This is a genomic window from Myxacorys chilensis (genome assembly GCF_059505265.1).
Window position 1 is genome coordinate 1 of record NZ_JCACKG010000275.1, and the last position, 22,997, is coordinate 22,997.

The following is a 22,997-nucleotide window of genomic DNA, read 5'->3' on the forward strand; positions in this document are numbered from 1 at the left end:
CCTTCGCTATTGAGATAAGGAACAAAGTCTAAACTTGCCAATGCTGGAGTGTCGTGTGCAGTCATTTTGGAATGTCGCTTTAAAAATTACTGATGAAATTTTCTATAAATCGCACATAATCGGCTGGGCTTCATGATGTTTGATTTGAACATAAAATTTGGCGGAACATGAATGATGACATGCTCAGCCGATTCGTGAAATTTTTCAAATTCGGCAGGCATTCCCTTCGGAGTTGCTGTGCTGTAGGGAACAGGCTGAAACAGAAGCCCAGTGAATTCAACCCTGTTGCCCTGAAACTCTTGCCCAATCTGTCCTAGAAAGGCCTCGCTGTTTAACAATTCAAACAGGGTGGCTTTCGCCTGAGGATCGAGGGAAAAACTTCCGTCAAACGCTTCAACGATCTTGAGTCCCATACGGCTTAAACCAATCTACAGCCTCTTTCGGATCGTATCCCGTTTTGGCACAGATAAGGCATGATAGTGTCCTATTGCCCTCGCTAGAGACCCGATATGACCCCTCTCAAAATTCCTGCCTGCGCTTGGACTCGCCCCATCGGACTGGGATGGGAAAAGCCTTACACCGTTCGCTATGCCAGCAATTTAGATGATGGAGCTTGGCACGGAATGCCCCTTGGTGGATTTGGGGCGGGTTGCATTGGGCGATCGCATGGGGGCGATTTTAATCTCTGGCACATCGACGGCGGTGAACATGTGTTTCAGTCAATGCCTGCCTGTCAGTTCAGCGTGTTCGAGCAGGTTGGGGAGCAGACGCAAGCCTATGCCCTCTCGACGAACCCACCAGAAGAGGGGACGTTGGAGCAGTGGAGATGGTATCCGGCAAGTCAGGCGGAAGCGACAACCGGAACCTATCATGCGCTTTATCCCCGCAGTTGGTTTGCCTATGAAAACGTGTTCAAAGCGACGCTAACCTGTGAGCAATTTTCACCGATTATTGCTGATAACTACCAAGAAACAAGTTATCCGGTTGCTGTGTTTCAATGGACGGCGCACAATTCGACCGATGCACCTATAACGCTGAGCATCATGCTGACTTGGCAAAATATGGTCGGGTGGTTTACCAATGCGAATAAGTCGCCGGAAATTAAGGTGAGAGATGATGGCAGCCCCGAATATAACTATCAGCCTCGCATCGGGCAGAGTACCGGAAATTTCAATCAACTGACAGGAAATGAGCAACAGCTTGCGATCGTTCTGCGTCAGCCTGAACTTGATCAACCTTCTGAAGGAGATGGACAGTGGGCGATTGCAACTCCTCTCAATCCTTATCTGTACGACGTTTTCTACAACACTCGCTGGAACGCTACAGGGGACGGTTCTGATTTATGGACACCATTCTCTAACGATGGCTCATTGTCCGACACTGATGATGAAACTCCAGCGAGAGACGGAGAGCAACTTGGAGCCGCGATCGCAGTGCGATTCACGCTAAAACCCGGACAGACGCTCACCGTTCCCTTTGTCCTCAGTTGGGATTTTCCAGTCACAGAATTTGCTCAAAGGGTGAACTATTTTCGTCGCTACACCGATTTTTTTGGGCGCAATGGGCAGAATGCCTGGTCGATCGCGCGAACGGCGTTGAAACATCATTCCACTTGGCAAGAAAAGATTGTGGCATGGCAACAGCCAATCTGCGATCGTAGCGATTTGCCTGACTGGTTCAAAATGGCGTTGTTCAACGAACTCTACGATTTGACACAAGGCGGCACGCTGTGGAGCGCAGCAGATGAGCGCGATCCGGTCGGACAGTTTGCAGTGTTAGAGTGCATCGACTATCGCTGGTATGAAAGCTTAGACGTAAGGTTATATGGCTCGTTCGGACTATTAATGCTGTGGTCAGAGCTAGAGAAAGCCGTGATTCGAGCCTTTGCGCGGGCGATTCCTCAAAGCGACGATCGCGATCGCACCATTGGTTACTACTTAACCATTGGTGCGGAAAGTCCCCAAGCCATTCGCAAAGCTAGAGGCGCAACGCCGCACGACTTAGGCGCACCGAATGAGCATGTCTGGGAAAAAACAAATTACACCAGTTATCAAGACTGTAACTTGTGGAAAGATCTCGGTTCTGATTTTGTTCTGCAAGTCTATCGAGATTACTTACTAACAGGCGCAACAGATGTTGAGTTTCTAGCCGACTGCTGGGATGCTGTTGTTCAAACGCTGCACTATCTCAAGCAATTCGATCACGATGGCGATGGCATTCCCGAAAACTCTGGAGCACCGGATCAAACCTTTGACGATTGGCGATTGCAGGGCGTCAGTGCCTATTGCGGAGGACTGTGGATTGCCGCTTTGGAAAGCGCGATCGCAATGGCTAAAGTTCTCTCTCAAACCCATTATCCAGCCGCTACATCTGCGACTCAATCCGCTGCCACCTTTGTCACCTGGTTAACTCAATCCCGCGCTGTCTACGACAAAAAACTCTGGAACGGACATTACTATCGCCTCGACAGCGAAAGCGGCTCTAACATCGTCATGGCAGACCAGCTCTGCGGACAATTTTATGCCCAACTCTTAGGCTTGCCGGATGTCGTCCTAAACGATTCAAGCGACGATTCACCCAATCGCGCCCAAACCGCTCTCCACACCATCTACGACACCTGCTTTCTAAAATTCAACACCTACATCCAAACCCACCCCTCTACCCAAGAATCTCGCTTCCAAGCTCCCTCCTCGAAAAGCAGGTCGAACTCCTCCCTCCTCCCTCCTCCCTCCTCCCTCTCTTCCATTGGAGCTGCCAACGGCGTCCGCCCCGACGGTTCCCCCGAAAACCCCAACGCTACCCATCCCCTTGAAGTTTGGGTCGGCATTAACTTTGGACTCGCCGCCTTCCTTCTTCAGTCCGGCATGACCTCGCAAGCGTGGACATTAACTGAAGCCGTTGTGCATCAGATCTACGAAAATGGGCTACAATTTCGCACACCCGAAGCCATTACTGCAACCGGAACCTTCCGCGCCGGACATTACCTCCGAGCAATGGCAATTTGGGCAATTTATGGAGTGTTAACAAACTTTGAGAACGGGTCTGAAAGATAAGTTACAGTCTGACCCAACTCCAGCACTTTAACGTTAGCGTTGGGAATATCCTCACCGAATCTCGCGTTAGAACTAGGCCAGATCGCCATCCGCCCCCAGAACGTCTACAGGAAGCATGAAACGAGTCTCGCTAATTTTAGCTTTTGTGTTTGGATTAATACTGGTCATCGTGCCAGGGTCAGTTGCTCAGTGGTCGTCTGCTCAAGAGCCATCTACCCACGTCTTGGCCAAAGAGCCGTCTGCCGTTGCCCAGCAGACGTTTCCGCCCCCATCACCTGAGCCCAAACCCGCTAGTAAACCCGCAGACGATGGCGATAGCGAGAAAGGCCAAAAGCCTTTTGATGAAGTCATTCAAGATACAACGTCATCAAAAGGACTATTTACTCTATATCAGAACAAAAAAACAGGTAAACTCTACGCTGAGATTAAGCCTAATCAACTGAATCAAAACTATCTCGCCGTCATGACGTTAGAGTCAGGAATTGGCGAGCGCGGTATCTACAGTGGTTTGCCGATTGGCGATTTTCTATTTACGCTTCGTCGCGTTAACAACAGCATTCAATTTGTCGTTCCTAATATCAATTTTCGAGCAGAGCGCGGAACGCCGATTCGTCGATCGGTGGATCGATCGTTTAGCGATTCAGTTTTAGAAGCGCTTCCCATTAGAAGCACTCATCCTCAGCGTAAAAGCGTTTTAGTCGAACTGAATTCGCTTCTACTTGGTGATCTGCCAGGGTTAATGCCTGTGGTGTCGTCAGCCCTAGAAGGATCCTATACGCTAGAGCAAAGTACATCCTTTTTCGACAAGGTAAAAGCGTTTCCATCTAATGTCGAGATTGAATCGGTGTACGGATTGTCAGGCAGCGGAAACGATTCAGAGCTTCCGAGCTACATCGCCGCATTGCCCGATAGCCGTGCCTTTAGTCTAAAAGTGCGCTACAGCTTATCGGCGTTGCCCGAAAATAATGGCTATCGTCCTCGGTTGGCCGACGATCGCGTGGGTTACTTTATTACCGCGTACCGAGACTACACCGACGATACACCGCGCCAATCGTTTGTGCGCTACATTAACCGTTGGCATTTAGAGAAACAAGATCCTGCCGCTCCATTATCAAAACCAAAACAACCCATTACCTTTTGGATTGAGAATACCGTTCCACTAGAGTATCGCGATGCTGTTCGTGATGGCGTTCTCATGTGGAATCGAGCCTATGAGAAGATTGGATTTAAAGATGCGATCGTAGTCAAACAAATGCCCGATAATGCCGATTGGGATCCGGCTGACGTGCGCTACAACACGATTCGCTGGTTTAACTCAACCGACGCGATTTTTGCGCTCGGTCCGTCGCGAGTCAATCCGCTCACGGGCGAAATTCTAGATGCTGATATTCTAGTGGCTGCCGATTTCACGCGATCGCTCAAAGAAGACTATCGCAGCATTGCAGAGCAAAACCAAATGCGGACGGCTCCGTTTGCCGCGCAACTGCTCGGCAAGGAGAGTGTTTGTAATTATGGGATGGCAGCCCGTTACTTAGAGCGTCAAGCGAAACCCAGCGAGAAGAAATCGCCGCCGCGCCTCAGATTTGGCTCTAGTTTGGGCAACTATCAGGATCTGTGTTTTGGCATGGATGCGGCTAAACAGTATGCGGTTGGTAACATGGCGCTATCGCTGTTTCAAAATGTGTTGCCGAATGGCGCTGAAATGAAAGACTATGTGCAGCAATTTGTTCGCGAACTGATTGCTCACGAAATCGGGCACACGTTGGGATTGCGCCATAACTTCCACGCAAGTTCAATGCTGACTCCAGAAGAGTTAAACAACCCAGCGATCACCCGGCAGAAAGGATTAGTGGCGTCTGTGATGGACTACAATCCAGTGAATCTTGCGCCCCAAGGAACAAAACAAGGGGATTACTTCACGCAGCTAGTCGGGCCGTATGACGAATGGGCGATCGCATACGGCTACACGCCAACGGATGCCAAAGTGCCAGCAGCAGAAAAACGGGTTCTCGACGCGATCGCAAAGAAAGCGCCTCAACCGGAACTTTCTTACGCGACGGATGAAGATGTATTCTCATTTCTCGATCCAAAGGTCAACGCCTTTGACATGAGCGGGGATCTGCTGACGTATTCGCAATGGCAAATGGAAAATGCTCGCAAAATGTGGGATCGAATCAACACGCGCTATCCCGGCGAAGGTCAAAGTTTTAATGAAGTTCGAGTGGCATTTAATGCTGTATTCGACTATTACTTTCAATACGCCACGTTCTTAGGAGAGTACGTTGGAGGGCAATTCTTCAATCGCTACAAATACGGAGACGCGAAAGGAAGATTACCGTTCGAGCCTGTGCCGATCGAGCAGCAGCGCCTCGCGCTTGCCACGTTACAGAAAAATGTGTTTAGTGAAGAACCGTTCCAGTTTTCGCCCGATCTGCTCAATAAGTTAGCGCCGTCTCGCTGGTCTCATTGGGGAACACAGCCCAGCGTGAACTTAGACTATCCGATTCATGACAACATTCTGTTTTTGCAAAGCATTGTTCTTTACGATCTGCTCTCTCCTCAGCGTCTTGCTCGCTTGCGGGATGCCGAACTGAAGACGCAGCCCGGACAAGCCCTGACGATTCCTGACCTGTTTGACTCGCTGCAAACCAGCATTTGGGGCGATGTGATCAAGCCGAAAGACAATCTCAAACTATCGGGATTGCGTCGTGCATTGCAGCGGCAGTATATGAATGTATTAGTCGCAATGGTGTTACGTCAAGCGGATGCGCCGGAAGACGCAAGAACCGTCGCTCGGTACGAACTCAAGCAATTGCATCGTTCAATTGATGGGGCAATGCGAAAGGTGAATGATAAAGAAATCTATACGAAAGCGCATTTAGAAGAAGCCCGCGATCGCATTGCTAAAGCCCTAGACGCTCAACTGCAATCTCAGTAGAGTAAAACGCTAATTGTGTCAGTTGGTTTGAAGCATAAAATCCAACCGACACAATTAGCGATCGCGCTGTTCTTCCATGAGCGCGTTAATCAAAGCGATAACGAATGGCACGCAAAAAATCCTATTACAACTGGGAGAGTTTAAAATTGTGACAATCACTAACTCACTTCATCATGCTTAGCGAATACATTGAGGCTGCAATGGGGCAAGCCGAATACAGCATTCTTGAGGACAATACATTCTATGGAACCATTCCAAGACTCAAAGGCGTGTGGGCAAACGAGGCAACTTTAAGCCAGTGCCAGCACGAATTACAGAACGCGCTAGAAGGCTGGATACTCTTAGGCTTGCACCTGCATCATTCCATTCCACTCATCAACGGCATTGACCTCAATCCTCAAACTCATTCAGAGGTTGCTTGATGCCAACATTTGGAGCCATCAAGCGTAAAGACCTCATTCGTTACCTGAGAGAATTAGGGTTTGAGGGACCCTACGCTGGTGGTAGACATCAATATATGGTGAAGGACGAAGTTCGTCTCACACTGCCCAATCCTCATAAAGGCGATATCAGCAAAGGGCTACTTGCACGAATTCTAAGTGAGGCAGACATCGATCGTGACACTTGGGAAGAACTTTGACCTTCTGAATTATCCACAGAAGTCCATCGAACAATCCTGATTTGAGAAAACTTTGACGTAAGCGCGATTGCTTCGCAAGCTCCGAAGGATCGCACCGCTCTATTTCAACTCCATCACTCGGCTGATAGCCATTTCGCTCATACAGTAGAACAGCTTCTTTCAACACACTCGCGGTTTCAATCCAGATCTGTTGGAAGCCTTGTTTGCAAATAGCTTGCTCTAATGTTTTTAACAGAAACGTTCCTAAGCCTTTTTGCCGCGCTTCCAGCAGTAAATACATTTTGCGAATTTTGACTGCATTTTGACCGCGTGAAATCGGATAATACGCACTCGTGTCAACGATTTTACCGTGCTGTTCGACCACCCAAAACTCGCCACCTTTTTCTAGATAGCATTCCTCAACATTCAACACATCCCGATCTGCGCCGTCTGGTTCTTGAATCAGTCCATACTCTGATAAGACTGAACTGATGAGATCAAACGCGATCGCACGATTAGCGCAGAACAAAAACTGCGAAGCACACACACGGTTGCCAATCTCGAATCAGGAAATCTTGATAGAAGATGTGCATCAGCTATGGATTCTCGGGTGGGGATGCAGCGTAGCCAAAACCTCGCTTTCGGCTTGGGCTAAAGTTTCGAGGCGTTCCATCACGGCTTTGCGATCGCAGTAAGTATCTGCCAGCGTCCAATATACGCCGTAATGTCGCGCTTCGGATGCCATCAATGCTCGATAAAATTTAGCTAACTCCAGATCAGGACAATGCTCAGCTAACAATCCCAAACGCTCATGACTTCGAGCTTCAATGATCCCCGACACCAAAAGCGCATCCAACATCCGATCCGGCTCATCACGGCGGATTTGCTTATTTAACGTTGCCCCGTAGGGAGGCGGCACTAGTGGCGCTAAAGGGATGCCTCGACACTCTAAAATTTGGTTGACTTGCTCAAAGTGCTGCAATTCTTCCTGCGCGATCGCCGTCAATGCCCTCACTAACTTAGCGCTCGACGGGTAACGGAACATCAGATTCAGCGCAACACCTGCCGCTTTGCGCTCACAGTGAGAATGATCGAGCAAAATCGTCTCTATGTTTGCTAGGGCTTGTTCTACCCAGGCAGACGAAGTAGGCTGTTGCAGAAAGCGGATAGTTGGCAAAGACGCCACAGAACTTTTACCCATGATTTGGTTAGCCTTTGCAATTCTAACGGCTTTTTTTGAGTCTTTGAAGGATGTTTCGAGTAAGAAAAGTCTGCAAACCATTGACGCTTACATTGTCGCGTGGATGGCAAATGTGTTTGCGATCGCATTTTTAATACCGTTGCTATTAATTCTTGGCATTCCACCATTGAACCTTCAGTTTTGGATTGCATTACTGATTGGCGGCAGTCTCAATGTCATTTCGTTTATTCTCTATCTCAAAGCAATTCAAATTGCAGATTTATCGATCACTGTCCCGTTGGTGACTTTGACGCCATTATTTCTCTTAATTACATCACCCTTAATTGTGGGAGAATCTGCCACGATCGCGGATGTGGTCGGCATCGTTCTCATTGTGCTTGGGTCTTACATTTTGAACCTGAGAGAACGCAAGAATGGCTATTTTGCGCCCCTAAAAGCCATTTTGCGAAATCGAGGGAGTCGGCTGATGTTTGTCGTCGCCTTCATTTGGAGCATTACCTCAACCTTTGACAAAGTCGGCGTAGTGAATTCTTCTCCGATCTGTTGGTCTACAGCATTGTATTGCTTTTTAGCGGTAGGAATGTTTCCGATCGTGTTGTACAAATCTCGTCAAAAAATGGGTCAGATTCTGCCAAATTTAAGGCCATTGGCTCTGATCGGAGCCTTTCATGCCTTGGGGATCACCTTTCAGATGAGCGCGATCGCATTTACATTAGTGACTCAAGTTATTGCCGTTAAACGCACGAGCGCTTTAATGAGCGTCGTGTGGGGTCATTTTCTGTTCAAAGAAAGAGGGCTGCGAGAGCGACTTGCGGGGGCAACCATTATGGTACTAGGGGTCGTTGTAATCGCTCTTTCTAAACAATTTCTTCCACACTAAGAAGGACGCTTGAACAATAGCGCCGTCAAGTTAAATTTTCTTTTAAGTTAAGCGATTCTTCTGGAAGTTCCGTGATAAATCAAGAAGATCAGAAGACGTGCTGAAAAGGTATCGGTAGTTCGTCTATCTACTGATGGATTTGTATCAAAAATCATTAAGTATTCTTAATCGGTTTTTGAAAGTTAAATAACCGAGGCATGATCAACAGAGCGTTAAGAACATCGCTGATGCAGACCCGAACTCGATCGAAACGATACCGCCGCCGCACTCGGAGACTCTCCAGCCCAGGCAGCACTTTTATCACCTTGACCTGTGCCTTTCTAACCTGCGTGACGCTGCTACCCAAACTTTGGGAACCGCAAGCGTCTACCCCACCGACCCCGTCTTATCAGAAGGCGAGTAGAGTGTTTCAATATAAGCGATCGCAGCCTCTCCAGAAGCAGGCTCAACCACCTCAGAATCCCTCTCAGCAGGCTGAGCAAACTCCTCAATCCGCGCCCCTATCGTTTCAGGAGCCAAAAAAGACCGAACAGCCTCGACCTACAAACACGCCCAAAAGCCCTGTAGAGCCTGCTCTAGCAAAGCCAGTGCCCGAGCCAGTGACAAAGCCAATTGCCACGCGCCCTGTCACGCTAGAGCAGCGCGAGATTGCAGGTATTCCGATCCACTTGATCAATATTGATCTCACCGACCCAAACACCTTTATTAGCGTTGGGTTAGCGAATGCAGCGACTGAGGCTAACAGCACGCGATCGACAAAAGGTGACGAAGCGTTTAACGCAATGGTGAAGCGTTACAAAGCGGCTGTGACGGCAAACGGAACCTTCTTTAGCATGGACGCTCAAAAGCGGGTCATGGGCAATATGGTTTCGGGAGGACGCTTCCTGAAATATAGCCCGTGGGAGAATTATGGAACCACGCTAGGACTACGACCGGGCAATCGTCCTGAAATGATTACCGCCCGAGCAGAAGGCCAGCCCAAGTGGGAACAGCACTGGTTTTCCCTAACAGCAGGGCCGCGATTGCTGAAACAAGGCGAACTGTCAATTAACCCGAAACAAGAAGGCTTTACCGATCGGGCTGTCATGGGTGTTGCAACGCGATCGGCAATTGGCTTTTCAGAACATGGGAAGCGGCTGTTGCTCGTGACGTTCCATAAACCTGTTTCACTGCAAAAAGAAGCTGCCATCATGAAAACGCTGGGCTGCTATGAAGCCATGAATCTCGATGGAGGGACATCGGTTGCATTGGCTCAAGGCGATCGCGTCCTTCAACCCGCTGGGCGCGACCTGACCAACGTGATCACGATCTATGACGCTCAGCATCCGGCTCCTGACTCACTTCAGCGATCGTGGGCAGCGTTTCAGAAGAACGATCAGGTGGCGCTAAGACAAGACAAATCATAAAGTGCATGAGGGTGCGATTTGTGCCAAGCTCTATACGATCGCGTCAATCTAGGAGATTTAAGTGCCATGCTGTTCGATCGCCGCTTTCCTAAATTAAGTCTCAGCTTCCTCGTACTCTTAGCCATTACCAGTGGAGCGGTTGTCTATTGGGTTTCGCCGTTAAGAGATCCGTCCTTTCAGCCAGGTACGAATGCAGGTTCCCTCATTCCGTGGGTACAGAGCGTTAGTGAAGAAACTTGGGTGATCAAGGCTTCTCTACTGGCGGCGCTCTTTGCGACAAACATCACCTTTATCACTTGGCAGTGGACTTCAGCCAGAGTTACCCAGATGATGAGTCCATCGCAGAGAGTTGGCAGAATCTCTCCCGTCCTAGCGCTCTACTATGCGCGGTTGCTGGGAACATGGATTTGCATGTTTATCGGCTTTGACGCCTTGTTTATCGGTTATCTCCTCTACCAGTGGATGATCGATTAAATAGGAGTCTGAGTCGGAATGCCAATCGCTCTTGGAAACGCCTTTGGAGTGAGCGCAATTTTCTTGAGATACAGGACGTGACGGACGCTCCCAGTGAGGGGGGTTTCAAATGCATCAGAGCGTTCTAGCGCTCCACCAAGCGTTTCGAGGGCAGAGGTTAAGCCACGTTCTTCTTCGGCTGTCCATTGTCCCCGATAGAGCAGGGCGACTCCTCCTAATTTAAGGAGCGGCAAGGTGTATTCAGCGCAGACCGCAGCGGCGGCAACTGCACGAATGAGGGCAACATCATAGGTTTCGCGGTGGAGAGGACTTTGCCCAATCGCCTCAACGCGATCGCACAACGGGCGAGTATTGCCAACCCCGATCTCGCTGACTGCCGTTTTTAAAAAGTTGACCTTCTTCTGAGTCGAATCGAGCAGGGTCACTGTCCAAGTGGGATGAGCGATCGCGATCGGTACACCCGGAAATCCGGCTCCGGTTCCGATGTCGATCGCCCGAGAAGCCGCCGAATTTAAGGATTGAATACCGCTTAGCGAATCCCACAGATGCTTTTCCCAAAACTCCATTGGGTCGGTAATGCGAGTGAGATTAAACTGGCGATTTCCGGCTAAAACCGCTTCATAGAATGCTTGAAATAGTCGCTGCTGTTTTGGATTGGGTTGCCAATTCAGCGTTTTTTGCCAAAGCTCTAGCATTTCTGGCAGCTTCGGCGTTTCTTCGTCGGTCATGCTCTAAACGATCGCTACACTTTACAGCCTACACGGTTGCGATGGGTCGATTGCGATCGCTCTCGGCGGCAAGCGTTTTAGGGTTCACTTCTGCCAGTTCACCCTGTCGAATTGTCCAGCAGCGATCGGCAATCGACACCAGTTCACTCGCATCGTGCGACACCACCAGAAGCGTCCAGTGCGTTTTGAGTTTTGCGAGTAAGTTCACCAACTGACGCCGCATTGACCAGTCAAGCCCAGCGGTTGGCTCATCGAGGAGGAGAATGCTGGGCTGACGAATCAGTTGTACGGCGAGGGCGAGACGGCGCTGCTGTCCGCCACTCAGCGAGTGGGGCGGCGTGCGGAGCGGCAGATGATCAAGTCCAACTTCAGCTAAGGCATTGTGAACGCGATCGGAGCTTAATTCAGGATGGCCGAGCCGCAATTCTTCTAAAATAGAGCCACCGCAGAAATGACGTTCCGGAAACTGAAAGACCAGCCCGCTCAATTGCTGCAAGTGTAAGAACGTTAATTCCTGTTCTCGCCAGAGCATAGTTCCACTGGTTGGCTCTGCTAATCCGGCTAAGATTTCCAGCAAAGTACTCTTTCCGGAGCCGCTCGGTCCAACAATAAGTCCTAACTGCTGGGGCGCGATTTCTAAATCGAGAGATTTTAGAATAGCAGTCGGAGTGGCGGTTGGATGATACGACAAATCGCGAAGATAGAGCATTTAGCGTAAAAACTTTAAAGTGGGGATCAAGCGTGTCTGAGCCTAGTTTACCCAGAACCCGACTGGCTGGGGTGAATTTGAGAGAGAAATTCTAGCTTGCGCCGAATTTGGGTTAGCCTGTGTAGGCAGATCGAGTTAAACTTGCAGGTCAAGTTGGAAACCTGCGATCGCTTTATTGCGTCAACTTGCTGGATATCTTGTGAGAACTGCTCTATGGTTAGCTTGTCTGCTGCTCAATTCCGTTGGACATCTCGACATTTTGGACGAAGTTTAGGCGCGGCGGCAATGCTAGTGAGCTTGCTAGCGAGTCCGTCTTGGGCAAAAGATCCGTTTAGAACCGGAAGCGCAGCTAAACCTATTGACGATCAAACAGAAGCGGCGTTCCGCTCCGTATTTGAGAAGGGAGATTATGTCAGTGCCAAAAATGCTTTAGCGAAGACGCCAGCGAATGAGCCGTTGGCAGTCGCTTTAAAGGCCGCGATCGCGTACACCTACTGGTCAGGCGAATCGAATGGGCAAGCCAAACAAGCTCTTCTAGATCAATTCAGCACTTACGCAACTCAGACCAAGCAAGTCGCAGAACAATCGAACGATCCCCTGCGTAGCAATCTTTATAAAGCAGTTGGCAACTTCTTAGAAGGAGCTTACACCGTTGGCAAAAACGGTGTGGTACGCGGTACACCAGGAGCATTAGGCAAACTTCAGCAAGCGTTTCAGAATTTGGATGCCGCCGAAAAAATCAATCCCAACGATCCAGAACTTAATCTGATTAAAGGCTACATTGATCTATTGCTTTCGGTAACGATCAACCTGCCGTTATCGAGTCCAACCGATGCGATCAATCGCTTGGAAACCAAGGCTCAACCAACTTACCTTTCTCAACGCGGACTCGCGATCGGGTACCGAGATTTGAAGCAGTATGACAAAGCCTTACAAGCCGTTGACCGAGCGATCGGAGCAGCTCCTACAAATCCTGACTTGAAATACCTCAAAGGACAAATTCTTTACCGTCAAGGCAACAAAGCCGGAAGTGTTGCCCTGTTCCAGGAGGCATTGAAAAATGCGAATCAGCTTCCACCCGCACAGGTAAGCCAAATTCAGCGAGAACTGAAAATAGCGCAAGGTCGATGATTAGCGTGAGTTGAGGTCGAGCCGAACGCTTTACTCACAGCCGTCTTTCTGCATAGTTCACGACAGACGATAGGCCATATGTAGCGAAAGCGTCTCCCTGCAAGAACTACTGTAAAAATTCTTAGTAACCCTCCGTAGGAATTGCATCTTACGGAGGGCTTAATTTAAATTTGGTTTCTACGTATAAATTGGTACGCCGAGCGTAGCTTATCAGAAACTTTACATTGCTTGTATTGCACAGCACCCAGCCTTTGTAGAACGCCAATGGTAGTTTGCTGAAGGGAATGTCCTAGATGTTAAGAGCCTGTTAAATACAGGTAAACAAACAGTAAATTTACGGACTTTCTTCGCTTACCTTCATTAAATTTTTCTACCTGTTATGGCTAAGAACGTCATTCTGATGATTGGTGATGGTATGGGCTGGGAAATGGCTCGTGCTGCATCAATTTATAATCAGATTCAAGCGGGCAACACAGGATCTACGCTAGACGACTTCTATACGTCTGGCTTTGGGTCTGGACTCAGTTTTCAGGGATTAAAAGGGTCTTCTCTCGCGACGACGTATGGAACGACGATCGCAGATAGCAAAGGTGTCTACAGCACAGGAAACTCTGCGCTCGACAACTCAGAATCGGCAACAGGCTCGAGTAATGTTCGTCCGGGGTTTGAATTTAATCCAACATTTAATCCGGGCAGCACGGCCACGGGTGGCGCAAAGGTGAGCGATGGCGTCGTCGGCAACTTAGTAGGGTACGATCCTGAAAGAGGAGGCGTTAATCCTTGGACGCCGGGATATGACAAGGAATACATCAAATGGAGCTATCCTGACTCTGCCAATACTGCAACCACGCTGTATACCGGAGTCAAGACTTATAACAACGCGGTGGGAGTTGACATCTACGAGCAACCTTTAGAAACCATCCTGACTACGGCAAAACTTGGGGGCAAATCTACCGGATTAGTAACATCAGTTCCGATCGATCACGCGACTCCAGGAGCAGCAGCCGCGTCTGTCAATCGCCGAGCCAAGTATGATGGCGAATTCCCTGACCTCGACAACATCTTGCAGCAGGAACTTCGAGTTTATCAGCCAGATGTTCTATTGGGAGGCGGACATCCGCTATCTAATACCAAAGATCCATTGCCCGATGGGGTGGAACCGCCTCAAACCTACGAGTTTATTAGCAACGACACCTACGACTATCTCAGGAGCAACCCAACCGACAATCGCTACGGGTATACGTTTTTAGAACGGGGCGAGAATGCGGCTCAAACGCTAGCGGACACTGCCGCGCAACTTGATCCAAATAAGGGCGATCGCTTGATTGGACTCTACGGTGCGCGAGGACAAAACGGCAATCTACCCGTCAGTTCTGCCAACGGTGACTACAGCACTACGGGTCTAGACATGTTCAGCATCAATAGTTCGCAAGGGCAGAAGCAAGACACGACTCGTCCCCTCGCTCCGGGTGAAACAGATGCCTCGTTTATTTCACGAGAAATCAACGAAAACCCAACCCTCAAGGATCTTTCGTTAGCCGCCTTAAATGTATTGGGTAAAGACCAAGATGGGTTCTGGCTGATGATCGAGGGTGGTGATATCGATTGGGCCGCTCACGACAACTCGATCGATAACCTGGTCGGCACAATGAATGACTTTGATAAATCTGTTACGTCTGTCATTGACTGGATTGGGCAGAATGGCGGTTGGGATGAGAACCTACTGATTGTCACCGCAGATCACGATCACTATCTAACCCTAAATCCCAACTATCCTCAGCTTGTACAAACTCTTGGTCTTGAGAAACTCACTGACATCGATGACCCAGCACAAGCCGGGAACTTTTGGGGTTCAAACGTTGATGCAAAATATGGCTGGGGTAATCACAGCAATCGTCCAGTTCCGGTCTACTATCAAGGTGCAGGATCTGAAGTTTTGGATGGGTTTATCGGTCAGGGCTACGAGAGCTATGGCTATACAATTCCTGGCTTCCCTGATCACATCGACCAAAGCCAAATTTATCAGACCATGCTGTCTGCGGTTACAGGAGCCACAAATCTTCCTCAACAAGAAGGGAATCAAACTCGATTTGGTGATGATCGCGATGATGTGATTTACACTAGCGCAGGCGACGATACGGTTTACGCAGAAGGTGGTAATAACTACGTCTACGCTAATCGCGGTAACAACACTGTTTATTCTGGTTCGGGCAATGATTTGCTCTATGCAGGGGATGGTGATGATGCTTTATATGGCGGTGAAGGCGATGATACCTTGTTTGCCGGAGCCGGAAATAATCGGCTCTTTGGCGATGGTGGTAATAACAACATCTACGCTGGTTCAGGAGATGACTTTATTGTTGCAAGCGGCAATAACTTCATTCGTGCAGGCAGTGGTAAAAATCAAATCTATCTCGGTGATGGAGATGACAACATTGCTACAGGGGCTGGGGACGATCTAATCTATGCCAACGGTGGTGAGAATACCATCGATGCGGGCGCAGGCAACAACCAAGTCTACGGTGGGGGTGGCAACGATAAGATCACGACGGGTGCTGGAGATGATGTCATTTACGCAAGCGATGGAGATGACACGATCGATTCTGGATTAGGCAACGACACCATCTATGCTGGAGCAGGTGTGAAAACAATCACGCTGAATGCTGGAGCAGGTGCAGCTTCAATCTATGGATTTGGTTCAGACGACTCGTTTAAGCTAGGCAGCGACTTGAAGAGCGGTGATGCATTCACGCTGAAGATTGAGGGTGACGATACGCAAGTCTTCAAGGGTGAAGATTTGCTTGCCACTTTGAAGTGGACGCGGCTTGAGAAACTCGCGATCGCGATGGATCAAACGAAGTCTTCCTAAGAAATTGCGATCGCAGGTCTTGTCCCTGCGATCGCATCCTTCTCGCGATCTAGCTATTTGCAGTTCCTAACCGGACTTTTGCACGGCGATCGACCTCTGCCCAATTCACGACATTCCACCAATTGTTGAGATACTCGGCCCGCCGATTTCGATACTTGAGGTAATAGGCGTGTTCCCAAACATCATTTCCCATAATCGGGAAGTTGCCCTCACTAATCGGGTTATCTTGATTGGGCGTTGTTGTAATTTGAAGCTGACCTTGCCCATTACGAACTAGCCAAACCCAACCACTGCCAAAGCGATCGCCGCCCGCCGCATTAAACTGCTTCTGGAAATTCTCGAAGCTGCCAAAGGTTTGATTGATCTCTTGTGCGATCGCGCCCGTTGGCTGTCCGCCTCCGTTGGGACTCATAATTTGCCAGAAAATCGTGTGATTCAGATGTCCACCCGCATTATTGCGGACTTTCATCCGAATCGGTTCGGGAACGCTATTGAGATCTTTTAATAACGCTTCAACACTGCGATTTTGCACTTGCGGCTGGTCTTTCAACGCCTCATTCAAATTTTTGACATATGCCGCGTGATGTTGGTCATGATGCAAGCGCATTGTTTCTACATCGATCGCTTTACTCAGTGCATCGTACCCATAAGGTAAAGGCGGAAGTTGAGCAGGGGAAGCACTCAGCGCCCGATCGGGATAGGCAACAGAGATATCTGGAGAAGTAGGAGCCGGGCTTTGTGAATTTGCAGTTGGAGTAGGCTGACATGCTGCAAACATCACTACCATTGCGACCCCAAGCAGTAGCTTCAGCGACTGTTTCAGCAATCGTTTCATCATAAGAATTTTCAACGTTAATAGTCCTCAACTAGAATTAATCCAATTTCAGAGAACTATATTTTTCATTTTGAAGCAATACACCCCAGTTATAAATCTTATGTGATCTTAGTTCATAGATCTTGTGTAAATAGCAATCTCACCAATAGAATCTCCGCTCTACATTTTCATTGCTACGCTACTACCATAACTGCTTATAGGACTGTGCGAGTTAATAAAAATTGATTGGCTCTAAAAGGGCGTCTCGGTTTGCAGGTGAATCCGTTGCCTCGTGTGAGGATGAGCGAAAGACAGCGATCGCGCATGCAGGTGTAGCCGAGTCGTTGCTGTATCCTTTCCATACAGTCGATCACCCAAAATTGGTACTCCCAGCCCTCTCTCATCTGCCGCGTGAACTCGAAGCTGGTGAGTCCGCCCGGTCAACGGGACGAACTCTAGACGAGAGCCGTTTTGCTTACGATCGATGACTTGAAAGTGCGTCACGCTGGGTTTACCGCGTTGCCAATCTACCTTCTGTCTGGGGCGATCGCAGGGGTCACTCCAGAGCGGCAACTCGATCACGCCGTGCGGTTGCTCAATCGGTTGTGCTAAAACTGCTTCATAAATCTTGTGGACGTGTCGCTGCTGAAACTGTTGGCTAAGCTGTCGATGGGTGACTGCATCTCGCGCTAGTAGCAGCAGTCCAGACGTGTCTTGATCCAACCGATGCACAGCATAAATGGCACCGTCCGATCCACGTTGAAAGCGACTCAACACGCTGTCTTGGGTGTGGAGATGGCGACCCGGCACGGAAAGCAGTCCCGATGGTTTGTCAACGACGAACAGCCAGTCATCTTCATAAACAATGGGGAGAGTTCCTAAATTTTGGATTGGAGCCAAACAATCCGATAATTGAGGTGACAGTCCTGACAGCAAAAATCCCATCAAGGGCTGACAGCGATCGCGGCAGGCTGGATAAAATTCTCCCTGAACTTTGTCGCCATTAGCAGAGGGAGAACCCCACCAAAATTCTGCCATTGCTAAAGGTTTGAGCTTGTGAGTTGCAGCATAGTGGAGCAGTTTTGGGGCGCAACACTCGCCTGTGCCCGTCGGAGGCGCACCGTTGGGCATAAGTTGACGAAGCGATCGCGTCTCTCCTAAAAAATTAGTCAGTTGGTAGGCGTGATGCATCTGCGCTTGCAGCGTTTGAGAAAGCGTTTTGCGTTGCCGCTTTAGATGGCAGATTTGATGATTCGCCTGCTCAATTTTTTGTTTAAGCGGCTTTAGAATGCCGTCGCGCTGTTGTTTTAAGCGTCGCCGCTCGATACCATCTTGGCGGCTCTGTTGATCTAACATCTCTAGCGATACAGTTAGCGCTTCGTCTATTAATGTTTGAGCAAACCTCTGGCGTTGAGCCTGCCGATTCGCTTTACGTTGGCAATGATGCTGCGCGATCGCTTGTAACCGAGTCTCAAACTCTTGGCTTAGCACTTCATACTGCTGCCGTTCAGGAATCTGTTGTAGAGCAATTAGCTGCTGCTTCATTTCCTCTAACAGAGATAACGTGTGAGCTTCCTCTAACATCATGCGATTGGCTTCAAGTTGCGTAGGATCACGCCCTGAAATCGGAGTTACCCAACCCTCGACTTCGCTTTCTCCATTCAGCAGCCCAGAGAAAGCCTTTAGCACCCACTGTTTGCCCAATAGATCTTGAACTAACAGCACGCCATACATTTTGCCTTCCCGACTGTAGCGTTCATCCGTCGCAAGGTGCTGCATTAATCCGCGCGCGATCGTCTCTGAAAATCGGGTTCGAGGAAGTTTTGCAATAGTATCGCCATTAGTACACGCAACTTCATCGGAATCGCAGCGATCGCTATACCAGTACAGTGAAGATGAGCAATTATCAAAAAAATCGTTCTCATCGATGAATGCTGAAATTGGATGAAGCACAACGTTATCCAAAAGAACTTAGTAACGCAATTTAGGACAAAAATTGCTGAATTATAATAAAGCGGAGATTGCTATTGTTAATTTGCTGCTCAATCAATATAAAACTTACATTGTTGTCATGCAAGCCTATCCTAAACCCACTAAAGCCGAAATTCAGGCAGCATTTGGTAGATTTATACCAGATGTTCTTGCACCCAACTTGAAGGTTTTATTTTGTGGCATCAATCCTAGTCTTTACAGTGCGGCAGTTGGACATCATTTCGCCCGTCCGGGCAACCGCTTCTGGCCCGCACTCCATGCTGCAGGCTTTACCGATCGGCTCCTCACACCAGCCGAAGATGGTGACCTGTTGAAGTCTGGCTACGGACTCACAAACCTCGCACCACGAGCAACTGCACGCGCCGACCAGCTAGATGTGGAGGAATTATTGGCAGGGTATCAACAATTAAGCGCAAAAGTGGAGCATTATCAGCCTCGATTTCTTGCAGTGCTAGGGGTGAGTGCTTACCGGATCGCGTTTAACCGTCCTAAAGCCGCGATCGGAGAACAGCTAGAATCGCTAAACGGCACCCGAGTGTGGGTATTACCAAATCCGAGCGGATTAAACGCTCACTATCAATTGAACGACCTTGCACGCACCTATCGAGACCTGCGAGTAACGGCTGAAGAATAATCGAAATACTGATTTGCCACCATTTTCCTGAGAATTTACCGTTGAGCTTGGTCACACTTGCCTCTATGATCGGTACTTTGCAAATCCGTATTAGGAGCGAAGGTATGGTCTTGGGCAGTTGTCATTCCGGGATTGCAGCAGGTATGGCTGCACTACAACTCTTCTACAACTCCTCTACAGGACTCTGGAAGACAACGAATTGGTGGAACTCGGCAAACGCCCTACAAACGACGGCTGAGTACTCTCGCTTGACGGGTGACTCGACCTACCGCAAGACACTTTCCAATACTTTCGAGAAGCAAAAACACAAAAAATTTTTAGACCCCTGGTATCGAGACGACGACGGCTGGTGGGCACTTGCTTGGATCAAAGCCTACGACCTGACCGGGGAAACTCGCTACCTTGACATGGCAAAAACAATTTTCAAGGATATGCAGAAGGGATGGGATGCGCAGTGCGGCGGCGGTCTTTGGTGGCTCAAAAAACAGCGAAACTATAAAAATGCGATTACAACCTCGCTATTTCTGTCAGTTGCCGCGAAATTACACCTAAGAACACCAAACGATAAGGGTACAGGAAGCTATTTGAACTGGTCAAAGCGATCGTGGGCGTGGATCAAAAAATCCGGCATGATCAACTCAAAACAGTTGGTCAACGACGGCTTGAACAGCGGTTGTCGCAACAATGGAGAACCGACATGGACTTACAACCAAGGCGTATTGATTGGCGGATTGGTTGACCTGCACAAAAGCACCAATGATCCGAGTTTGCTAAGGCAGGCACACGCGATCGCAGATGCCTCAATGCGATCGTTAGCTCCAAACGGAATTCTGCGTGAAGTCTGTGAACCGGACTGCGGAGAAGATGGTGAGCAGTTCAAAGGCATCTTTATGCGAAACTTGTCAGCTCTCCACCAAGTTTCACCAAGAGATTCGTACCGCAAGTTTATTGTCAAAAACGCGATGTCAATCTTAAAGAATGCTCGCCGTCCCCACTTTGGCCTCAGTTGGTCAAAACCGTCTGATCGAGCTAATGCCGCACGGCAGAGTTCTGCTTTGGATGCGTTGAATGCCGCGATCGCAGTAACGTCTCAAAAACAGATGTATCAAGCTGAATCAGCTTCCTTAAACAAGCTCTCCATTCTACAAAAAGGAAAAGGATATCAAGGAAAAGGATATGTGACCGATTGGACTCGCGATGGTCAATGGATTACCTTTAATGTTGACCTGACTTGTTCAGGTGCTTACGATTTAGCATTTCGCTATGCTTCAGAAAAAGATGCCTCTCGCACGGTCTATATCAATGGCAAAAGTATTGCTAAAAATCATCGTTTCTCTAGTACTGGTAACTGGAAGTGGCGTCAAACTCACCTCTCCAATGTACAGCTTAATGTAGGACGCAATACGGTTTCGATCATTTTTAACCGCTCGAAAGGTAGCCGTCACGAATTAAGGTTCGATGAACTAGCCGTCAAACCGCGTTAGAGCTATACCTATATCTCTAACACCCTGCATCACTAAGTTTCTATAGAATTATCAGAATCGAGAGAATGATCAGAATCGAGAGCTAAGCGATCGCTCAATGCTACCCAGTTTTCAACACTCAAATCTTCAGCCCGAACTTGCGAATTAATGCCCAACTCTTCCAAAATTTGACCGAGTTGATCGGGTTCAATTTGACTTTTGAGATTATTCCTCAACATCTTTCGGCGGCTCGAAAACCCTGATTTGATTAGCGTTTCCATCCGGCGCGGATTGGTCGGCGGAGTTGCAATCTGACGAGGACGCAGCCGAATTACTGCCGAATCTACTTTGGGTGGAGGTTGAAACGCTTTAGCGGGTACATCGCAAATGAATTCAGCCTGGGCTAAATATTGCACTCGCACTGACAATGCTGCGAAATGAGTTGAGTGAGCCGGAGCGCAAATTCGTAAAGCAACCTCTTTCTGAACGAGTAGCACAATGGAATCAAGTGGTTTAGGATTCGGGTTTGAGATTGTGCCTAACAACTTCTCTAGAATAGGCCCGGTAATGTTATAGGGAATATTAGCGACGACTTTATTGGGATGCTGAAATTTTGGAAAGGGTTCTAATAATGCATCAAGATCGATCGCTAAAAAATCACCTTGCAACAGCAAAAAGTTTTCAATTTTCCCAAACTTTTGCATCAGAATCGGGCACAGGTCACGATCGAGTTCAACCGCAACTACAGCTTGAGCTTGCTGAAATAACTGACGAGTCAGAATTCCTGTTCCTGGGCCTATTTCAAGGACGCGATCGCGCCCACTTAATTCTGCTGCATTGACAATTTTACTCAAGGCTTTTTCGCTCTTGAGCCAGTGTTGCCCAAATTGTTTTCTCGCTTTTGGCACAGTTTTAGCCTGAGAGTTTAATTTGGTAAACCGATTAATTGACCCTCACCCGGAACTACAGTTCCTAGAGTAGAAGCGTTGATGCCGTGCTCGCGCAACAATTGAATTGTTTTTTCTGCGTGATCAGGCGAGACGATCACAACAAAGCCTACTCCCATATTGAAGGTGTGAAACATGTCCCTCGGTGAAACATTTCCTTCTGCCGCTAACCAATGGAAAATCGGCAAAATCTCCCAGCCGAACGGATCAATTTCGACCGTCTGATTGGGTTGCAGACAGCGCGGTAAGTTTTCTGGCAGTCCGCCTCCGGTGATGTGAGCCATTCCGTGAATTGGAATCCCGCTTTTGAGCGCCGCCAGAATGGGTTTAACGTAAATCTGAGTCGGGGTGAGCAGCACTTCGCCTAACGTCTTGCCCCTGAGTAGGTCAGGGCGATCGCTCCACGCATAACTACGATCGCTCACAATTTTCCGCACCAAACTAAAGCCATTGCTATGAACGCCCGTACTAGGAAGCGCGATCGCAATATCACCAGTTTGCACCTGCGAGGCGTCTAAAATTTTACTTTTTTCTACAATGCCAACCGAGAAACCCGCAAGGTCATACTCATCCGCCTGATAAAATCCTGGCATTTCTGCGGTTTCGCCGCCCAGCAAAGCACAACCTGCTAATTCACATCCGCGAGCAATGCCATCAACAACCTGCGCTAACTGTTCGGGTTCTAAGTGTCCAGTCGCCACATAGTCCAAGAAGAAAAGCGGTTCTGCTCCACACGTCAGAACGTCATTTACACACATGGCAACTAAGTCAATTCCCACCGTGTCGTGACGCTTTAATATGTGCGCCAGCTTCAGCTTCGTTCCGACACCATCTGTACCAGACACCAAAACAGGTTCCTGGTATCCACTCGGTAGTTGAAATAATCCACTAAAGCCACCAATTCCTCCCAACACTTCTGGGCGGTGGGTGCGTTTCACCATTGTGCTGATGCGATCGACAAAGGCTCGACCTGCTTCAACATCAACTCCAGCTTCACGATAATCCATGCTAGATGACAAGACGGCAAGATTTCAGCATAACTCACAATGTATGTGAAGTTAATATGAAGTTATCATGAAGTAAAGAAGTCTATCTATAGACAGATAACAACCTAATCGCGCTCTGGGGTTCCATTCTAG

Annotated in this window: 20 protein-coding genes; 11 read left to right on the top strand and 9 right to left on the bottom strand. The window is 48.7% G+C overall.

From position 1 onward, the window contains the following. Positions 1 to 86 precede the first annotated feature (86 nt). Positions 87 to 413, bottom strand: a complete 327-nt coding sequence (locus tag AC5JLB_RS27830) for a hypothetical protein (RefSeq protein WP_495877085.1) — start codon at positions 411 to 413, stop codon at positions 87 to 89. 96 nt (positions 414 to 509) lie between these two features. On the opposite strand from AC5JLB_RS27830, the gene AC5JLB_RS27835 reads away from it, so the two are divergent. The 4 genes from AC5JLB_RS27835 (at position 510) to AC5JLB_RS27850 (ending at position 6,631) form a co-directional block, all read left to right on the top strand. Further along, the gene (locus AC5JLB_RS27835) at positions 510 to 3,053 is read left to right on the top strand and encodes a GH116 family glycosyl hydrolase (RefSeq protein WP_495877086.1); all 2,544 of its coding nucleotides are present in this window, start codon (positions 510 to 512) and stop codon (positions 3,051 to 3,053) included. A 115-nt stretch (positions 3,054 to 3,168) separates the two neighbouring features. After that, positions 3,169 to 5,991: a zinc-dependent metalloprotease gene (locus tag AC5JLB_RS27840; RefSeq protein WP_495877087.1), complete on the top strand. Its 2,823-nt coding sequence runs from the start codon at positions 3,169 to 3,171 to the stop codon at positions 5,989 to 5,991. Between the two features lie 173 nt (positions 5,992 to 6,164). Beyond that, positions 6,165 to 6,413 carry a type II toxin-antitoxin system HicB family antitoxin gene (locus AC5JLB_RS27845; RefSeq protein ID WP_495877088.1) on the top strand — a complete coding sequence of 83 codons (249 nt, stop codon included), beginning with the start codon at positions 6,165 to 6,167 and terminating at the stop codon, positions 6,411 to 6,413. Continuing rightward, positions 6,413 to 6,631, top strand: a complete 219-nt coding sequence (locus AC5JLB_RS27850) for a type II toxin-antitoxin system HicA family toxin (RefSeq protein WP_495877089.1) — start codon at positions 6,413 to 6,415, stop codon at positions 6,629 to 6,631. Before AC5JLB_RS27845 ends, AC5JLB_RS27850 begins: the two co-directional genes overlap by 1 nt. Here the strand turns inward: AC5JLB_RS27850 and AC5JLB_RS27855 are convergent. Together AC5JLB_RS27855 and AC5JLB_RS27860 are read right to left on the bottom strand one after the other, a co-directional pair. Further along, positions 6,561 to 7,157: a GNAT family N-acetyltransferase gene (locus AC5JLB_RS27855; RefSeq protein ID WP_495877090.1), complete on the bottom strand. Its 597-nt coding sequence runs from the start codon at positions 7,155 to 7,157 to the stop codon at positions 6,561 to 6,563. The genes AC5JLB_RS27850 and AC5JLB_RS27855 overlap by 71 nt on opposite strands. 45 nt (positions 7,158 to 7,202) lie before the next feature. Continuing rightward, positions 7,203 to 7,811, bottom strand: coding sequence for a MiaE family protein (locus AC5JLB_RS27860; RefSeq protein WP_495877091.1), 609 nt, complete (start codon positions 7,809 to 7,811; stop codon positions 7,203 to 7,205). On the opposite strand from AC5JLB_RS27860, the gene AC5JLB_RS27865 reads away from it, so the two are divergent. The 3 genes from AC5JLB_RS27865 (at position 7,810) to AC5JLB_RS27875 (ending at position 10,571) form a co-directional block, all read left to right on the top strand. After that, positions 7,810 to 8,691, top strand: coding sequence for an EamA family transporter (locus AC5JLB_RS27865; RefSeq protein WP_495877092.1), 882 nt, complete (start codon positions 7,810 to 7,812; stop codon positions 8,689 to 8,691). The genes AC5JLB_RS27860 and AC5JLB_RS27865 overlap by 2 nt on opposite strands. Before the next feature lie 227 nt (positions 8,692 to 8,918). After that, on the top strand, positions 8,919 to 10,097 hold the full coding sequence (locus AC5JLB_RS27870; RefSeq protein ID WP_495877093.1) for a phosphodiester glycosidase family protein: 1,179 nt from the start codon (positions 8,919 to 8,921) through the stop codon (positions 10,095 to 10,097). Positions 10,098 to 10,115: 18 nt separating this feature from the next. After that, the gene (locus tag AC5JLB_RS27875) at positions 10,116 to 10,571 is read left to right on the top strand and encodes a hypothetical protein (RefSeq protein ID WP_495877094.1); all 456 of its coding nucleotides are present in this window, start codon (positions 10,116 to 10,118) and stop codon (positions 10,569 to 10,571) included. Here the strand turns inward: AC5JLB_RS27875 and rsmG are convergent. After that, positions 10,568 to 11,299, bottom strand: a complete 732-nt coding sequence (gene rsmG / locus AC5JLB_RS27880; RefSeq protein WP_495877095.1) for a 16S rRNA (guanine(527)-N(7))-methyltransferase RsmG — start codon at positions 11,297 to 11,299, stop codon at positions 10,568 to 10,570. The two genes, AC5JLB_RS27875 and rsmG, sit on opposite strands and share 4 nt — an antisense overlap. Positions 11,300 to 11,327: 28 nt before the next feature. Then, positions 11,328 to 12,008, bottom strand: a complete 681-nt coding sequence (locus AC5JLB_RS27885) for an ABC transporter ATP-binding protein (RefSeq protein ID WP_495877096.1) — start codon at positions 12,006 to 12,008, stop codon at positions 11,328 to 11,330. Between the two features lie 213 nt (positions 12,009 to 12,221). Between AC5JLB_RS27885 and AC5JLB_RS27890 the strand changes: the two genes are divergently transcribed. Together AC5JLB_RS27890 and AC5JLB_RS27895 are read left to right on the top strand one after the other, a co-directional pair. Continuing rightward, a complete protein-coding gene (locus AC5JLB_RS27890) occupies positions 12,222 to 13,139 on the top strand; it encodes a Sll0314/Alr1548 family TPR repeat-containing protein (RefSeq protein WP_495877097.1) in 918 nt (305 codons plus the stop codon). Positions 13,140 to 13,518: 379 nt separating this feature from the next. Next, positions 13,519 to 16,008, top strand: a complete 2,490-nt coding sequence (locus AC5JLB_RS27895; protein ID WP_495877098.1) for an alkaline phosphatase — start codon at positions 13,519 to 13,521, stop codon at positions 16,006 to 16,008. 49 nt (positions 16,009 to 16,057) lie between these two features. On the opposite strand, the gene AC5JLB_RS27900 is transcribed toward AC5JLB_RS27895, so the two are convergent. After that, the gene (locus AC5JLB_RS27900) at positions 16,058 to 16,846 is read right to left on the bottom strand and encodes a superoxide dismutase (RefSeq protein WP_495877099.1); all 789 of its coding nucleotides are present in this window, start codon (positions 16,844 to 16,846) and stop codon (positions 16,058 to 16,060) included. Positions 16,847 to 17,074: 228 nt separating this feature from the next. Further along, positions 17,075 to 18,775: an RluA family pseudouridine synthase gene (locus AC5JLB_RS27905; protein WP_495877100.1), complete on the bottom strand. Its 1,701-nt coding sequence runs from the start codon at positions 18,773 to 18,775 to the stop codon at positions 17,075 to 17,077. Positions 18,776 to 18,818: 43 nt separating this feature from the next. On the opposite strand from AC5JLB_RS27905, the gene mug reads away from it, so the two are divergent. Then, positions 18,819 to 19,448 carry a G/U mismatch-specific DNA glycosylase gene (gene mug, locus AC5JLB_RS27910; RefSeq protein WP_495877101.1) on the top strand — a complete coding sequence of 210 codons (630 nt, stop codon included), beginning with the start codon at positions 18,819 to 18,821 and terminating at the stop codon, positions 19,446 to 19,448. Between the two features lie 143 nt (positions 19,449 to 19,591). Then, positions 19,592 to 20,932 carry a glycoside hydrolase family 76 protein gene (locus AC5JLB_RS27915; RefSeq protein WP_495877102.1) on the top strand — a complete coding sequence of 447 codons (1,341 nt, stop codon included), beginning with the start codon at positions 19,592 to 19,594 and terminating at the stop codon, positions 20,930 to 20,932. Between the two features lie 32 nt (positions 20,933 to 20,964). Here AC5JLB_RS27915 and rsmA read toward each other — a convergent pair whose 3' ends face one another. Both rsmA and purM read right to left on the bottom strand, forming a co-directional pair. Further along, the gene (gene rsmA / locus AC5JLB_RS27920) at positions 20,965 to 21,819 is read right to left on the bottom strand and encodes a 16S rRNA (adenine(1518)-N(6)/adenine(1519)-N(6))-dimethyltransferase RsmA (RefSeq protein ID WP_495877103.1); all 855 of its coding nucleotides are present in this window, start codon (positions 21,817 to 21,819) and stop codon (positions 20,965 to 20,967) included. 17 nt (positions 21,820 to 21,836) lie between these two features. Beyond that, on the bottom strand, positions 21,837 to 22,865 hold the full coding sequence (gene purM / locus AC5JLB_RS27925) for a phosphoribosylformylglycinamidine cyclo-ligase (RefSeq protein WP_495877104.1): 1,029 nt from the start codon (positions 22,863 to 22,865) through the stop codon (positions 21,837 to 21,839). Between the last annotated feature and the right edge of the window lie 132 nt (positions 22,866 to 22,997).

Coding starts and splice junctions, on each gene's coding strand:
- AC5JLB_RS27890 (WP_495877097.1), top strand. CDS start 12,222: ATGGTTAGCTTGTCTGCTGCTCAATTCCGTTGGACATCTCGACATTTT.
- AC5JLB_RS27900 (WP_495877099.1), bottom strand. CDS start 16,846: ATGATGAAACGATTGCTGAAACAGTCGCTGAAGCTACTGCTTGGGGTC.
- AC5JLB_RS27865 (WP_495877092.1), top strand. CDS start 7,810: ATGATTTGGTTAGCCTTTGCAATTCTAACGGCTTTTTTTGAGTCTTTG.
- AC5JLB_RS27840 (WP_495877087.1), top strand. CDS start 3,169: ATGAAACGAGTCTCGCTAATTTTAGCTTTTGTGTTTGGATTAATACTG.
- AC5JLB_RS27895 (WP_495877098.1), top strand. CDS start 13,519: ATGGCTAAGAACGTCATTCTGATGATTGGTGATGGTATGGGCTGGGAA.
- AC5JLB_RS27830 (WP_495877085.1), bottom strand. CDS start 413: ATGGGACTCAAGATCGTTGAAGCGTTTGACGGAAGTTTTTCCCTCGAT.
- purM (WP_495877104.1), bottom strand. CDS start 22,865: ATGGATTATCGTGAAGCTGGAGTTGATGTTGAAGCAGGTCGAGCCTTT.
- AC5JLB_RS27915 (WP_495877102.1), top strand. CDS start 19,592: ATGGCTGCACTACAACTCTTCTACAACTCCTCTACAGGACTCTGGAAG.
- AC5JLB_RS27860 (WP_495877091.1), bottom strand. CDS start 7,811: ATGGGTAAAAGTTCTGTGGCGTCTTTGCCAACTATCCGCTTTCTGCAA.
- AC5JLB_RS27870 (WP_495877093.1), top strand. CDS start 8,919: ATGCAGACCCGAACTCGATCGAAACGATACCGCCGCCGCACTCGGAGA.
- AC5JLB_RS27885 (WP_495877096.1), bottom strand. CDS start 12,008: ATGCTCTATCTTCGCGATTTGTCGTATCATCCAACCGCCACTCCGACT.
- AC5JLB_RS27835 (WP_495877086.1), top strand. CDS start 510: ATGACCCCTCTCAAAATTCCTGCCTGCGCTTGGACTCGCCCCATCGGA.
- rsmG (WP_495877095.1), bottom strand. CDS start 11,299: ATGACCGACGAAGAAACGCCGAAGCTGCCAGAAATGCTAGAGCTTTGG.
- AC5JLB_RS27850 (WP_495877089.1), top strand. CDS start 6,413: ATGCCAACATTTGGAGCCATCAAGCGTAAAGACCTCATTCGTTACCTG.
- AC5JLB_RS27845 (WP_495877088.1), top strand. CDS start 6,165: ATGCTTAGCGAATACATTGAGGCTGCAATGGGGCAAGCCGAATACAGC.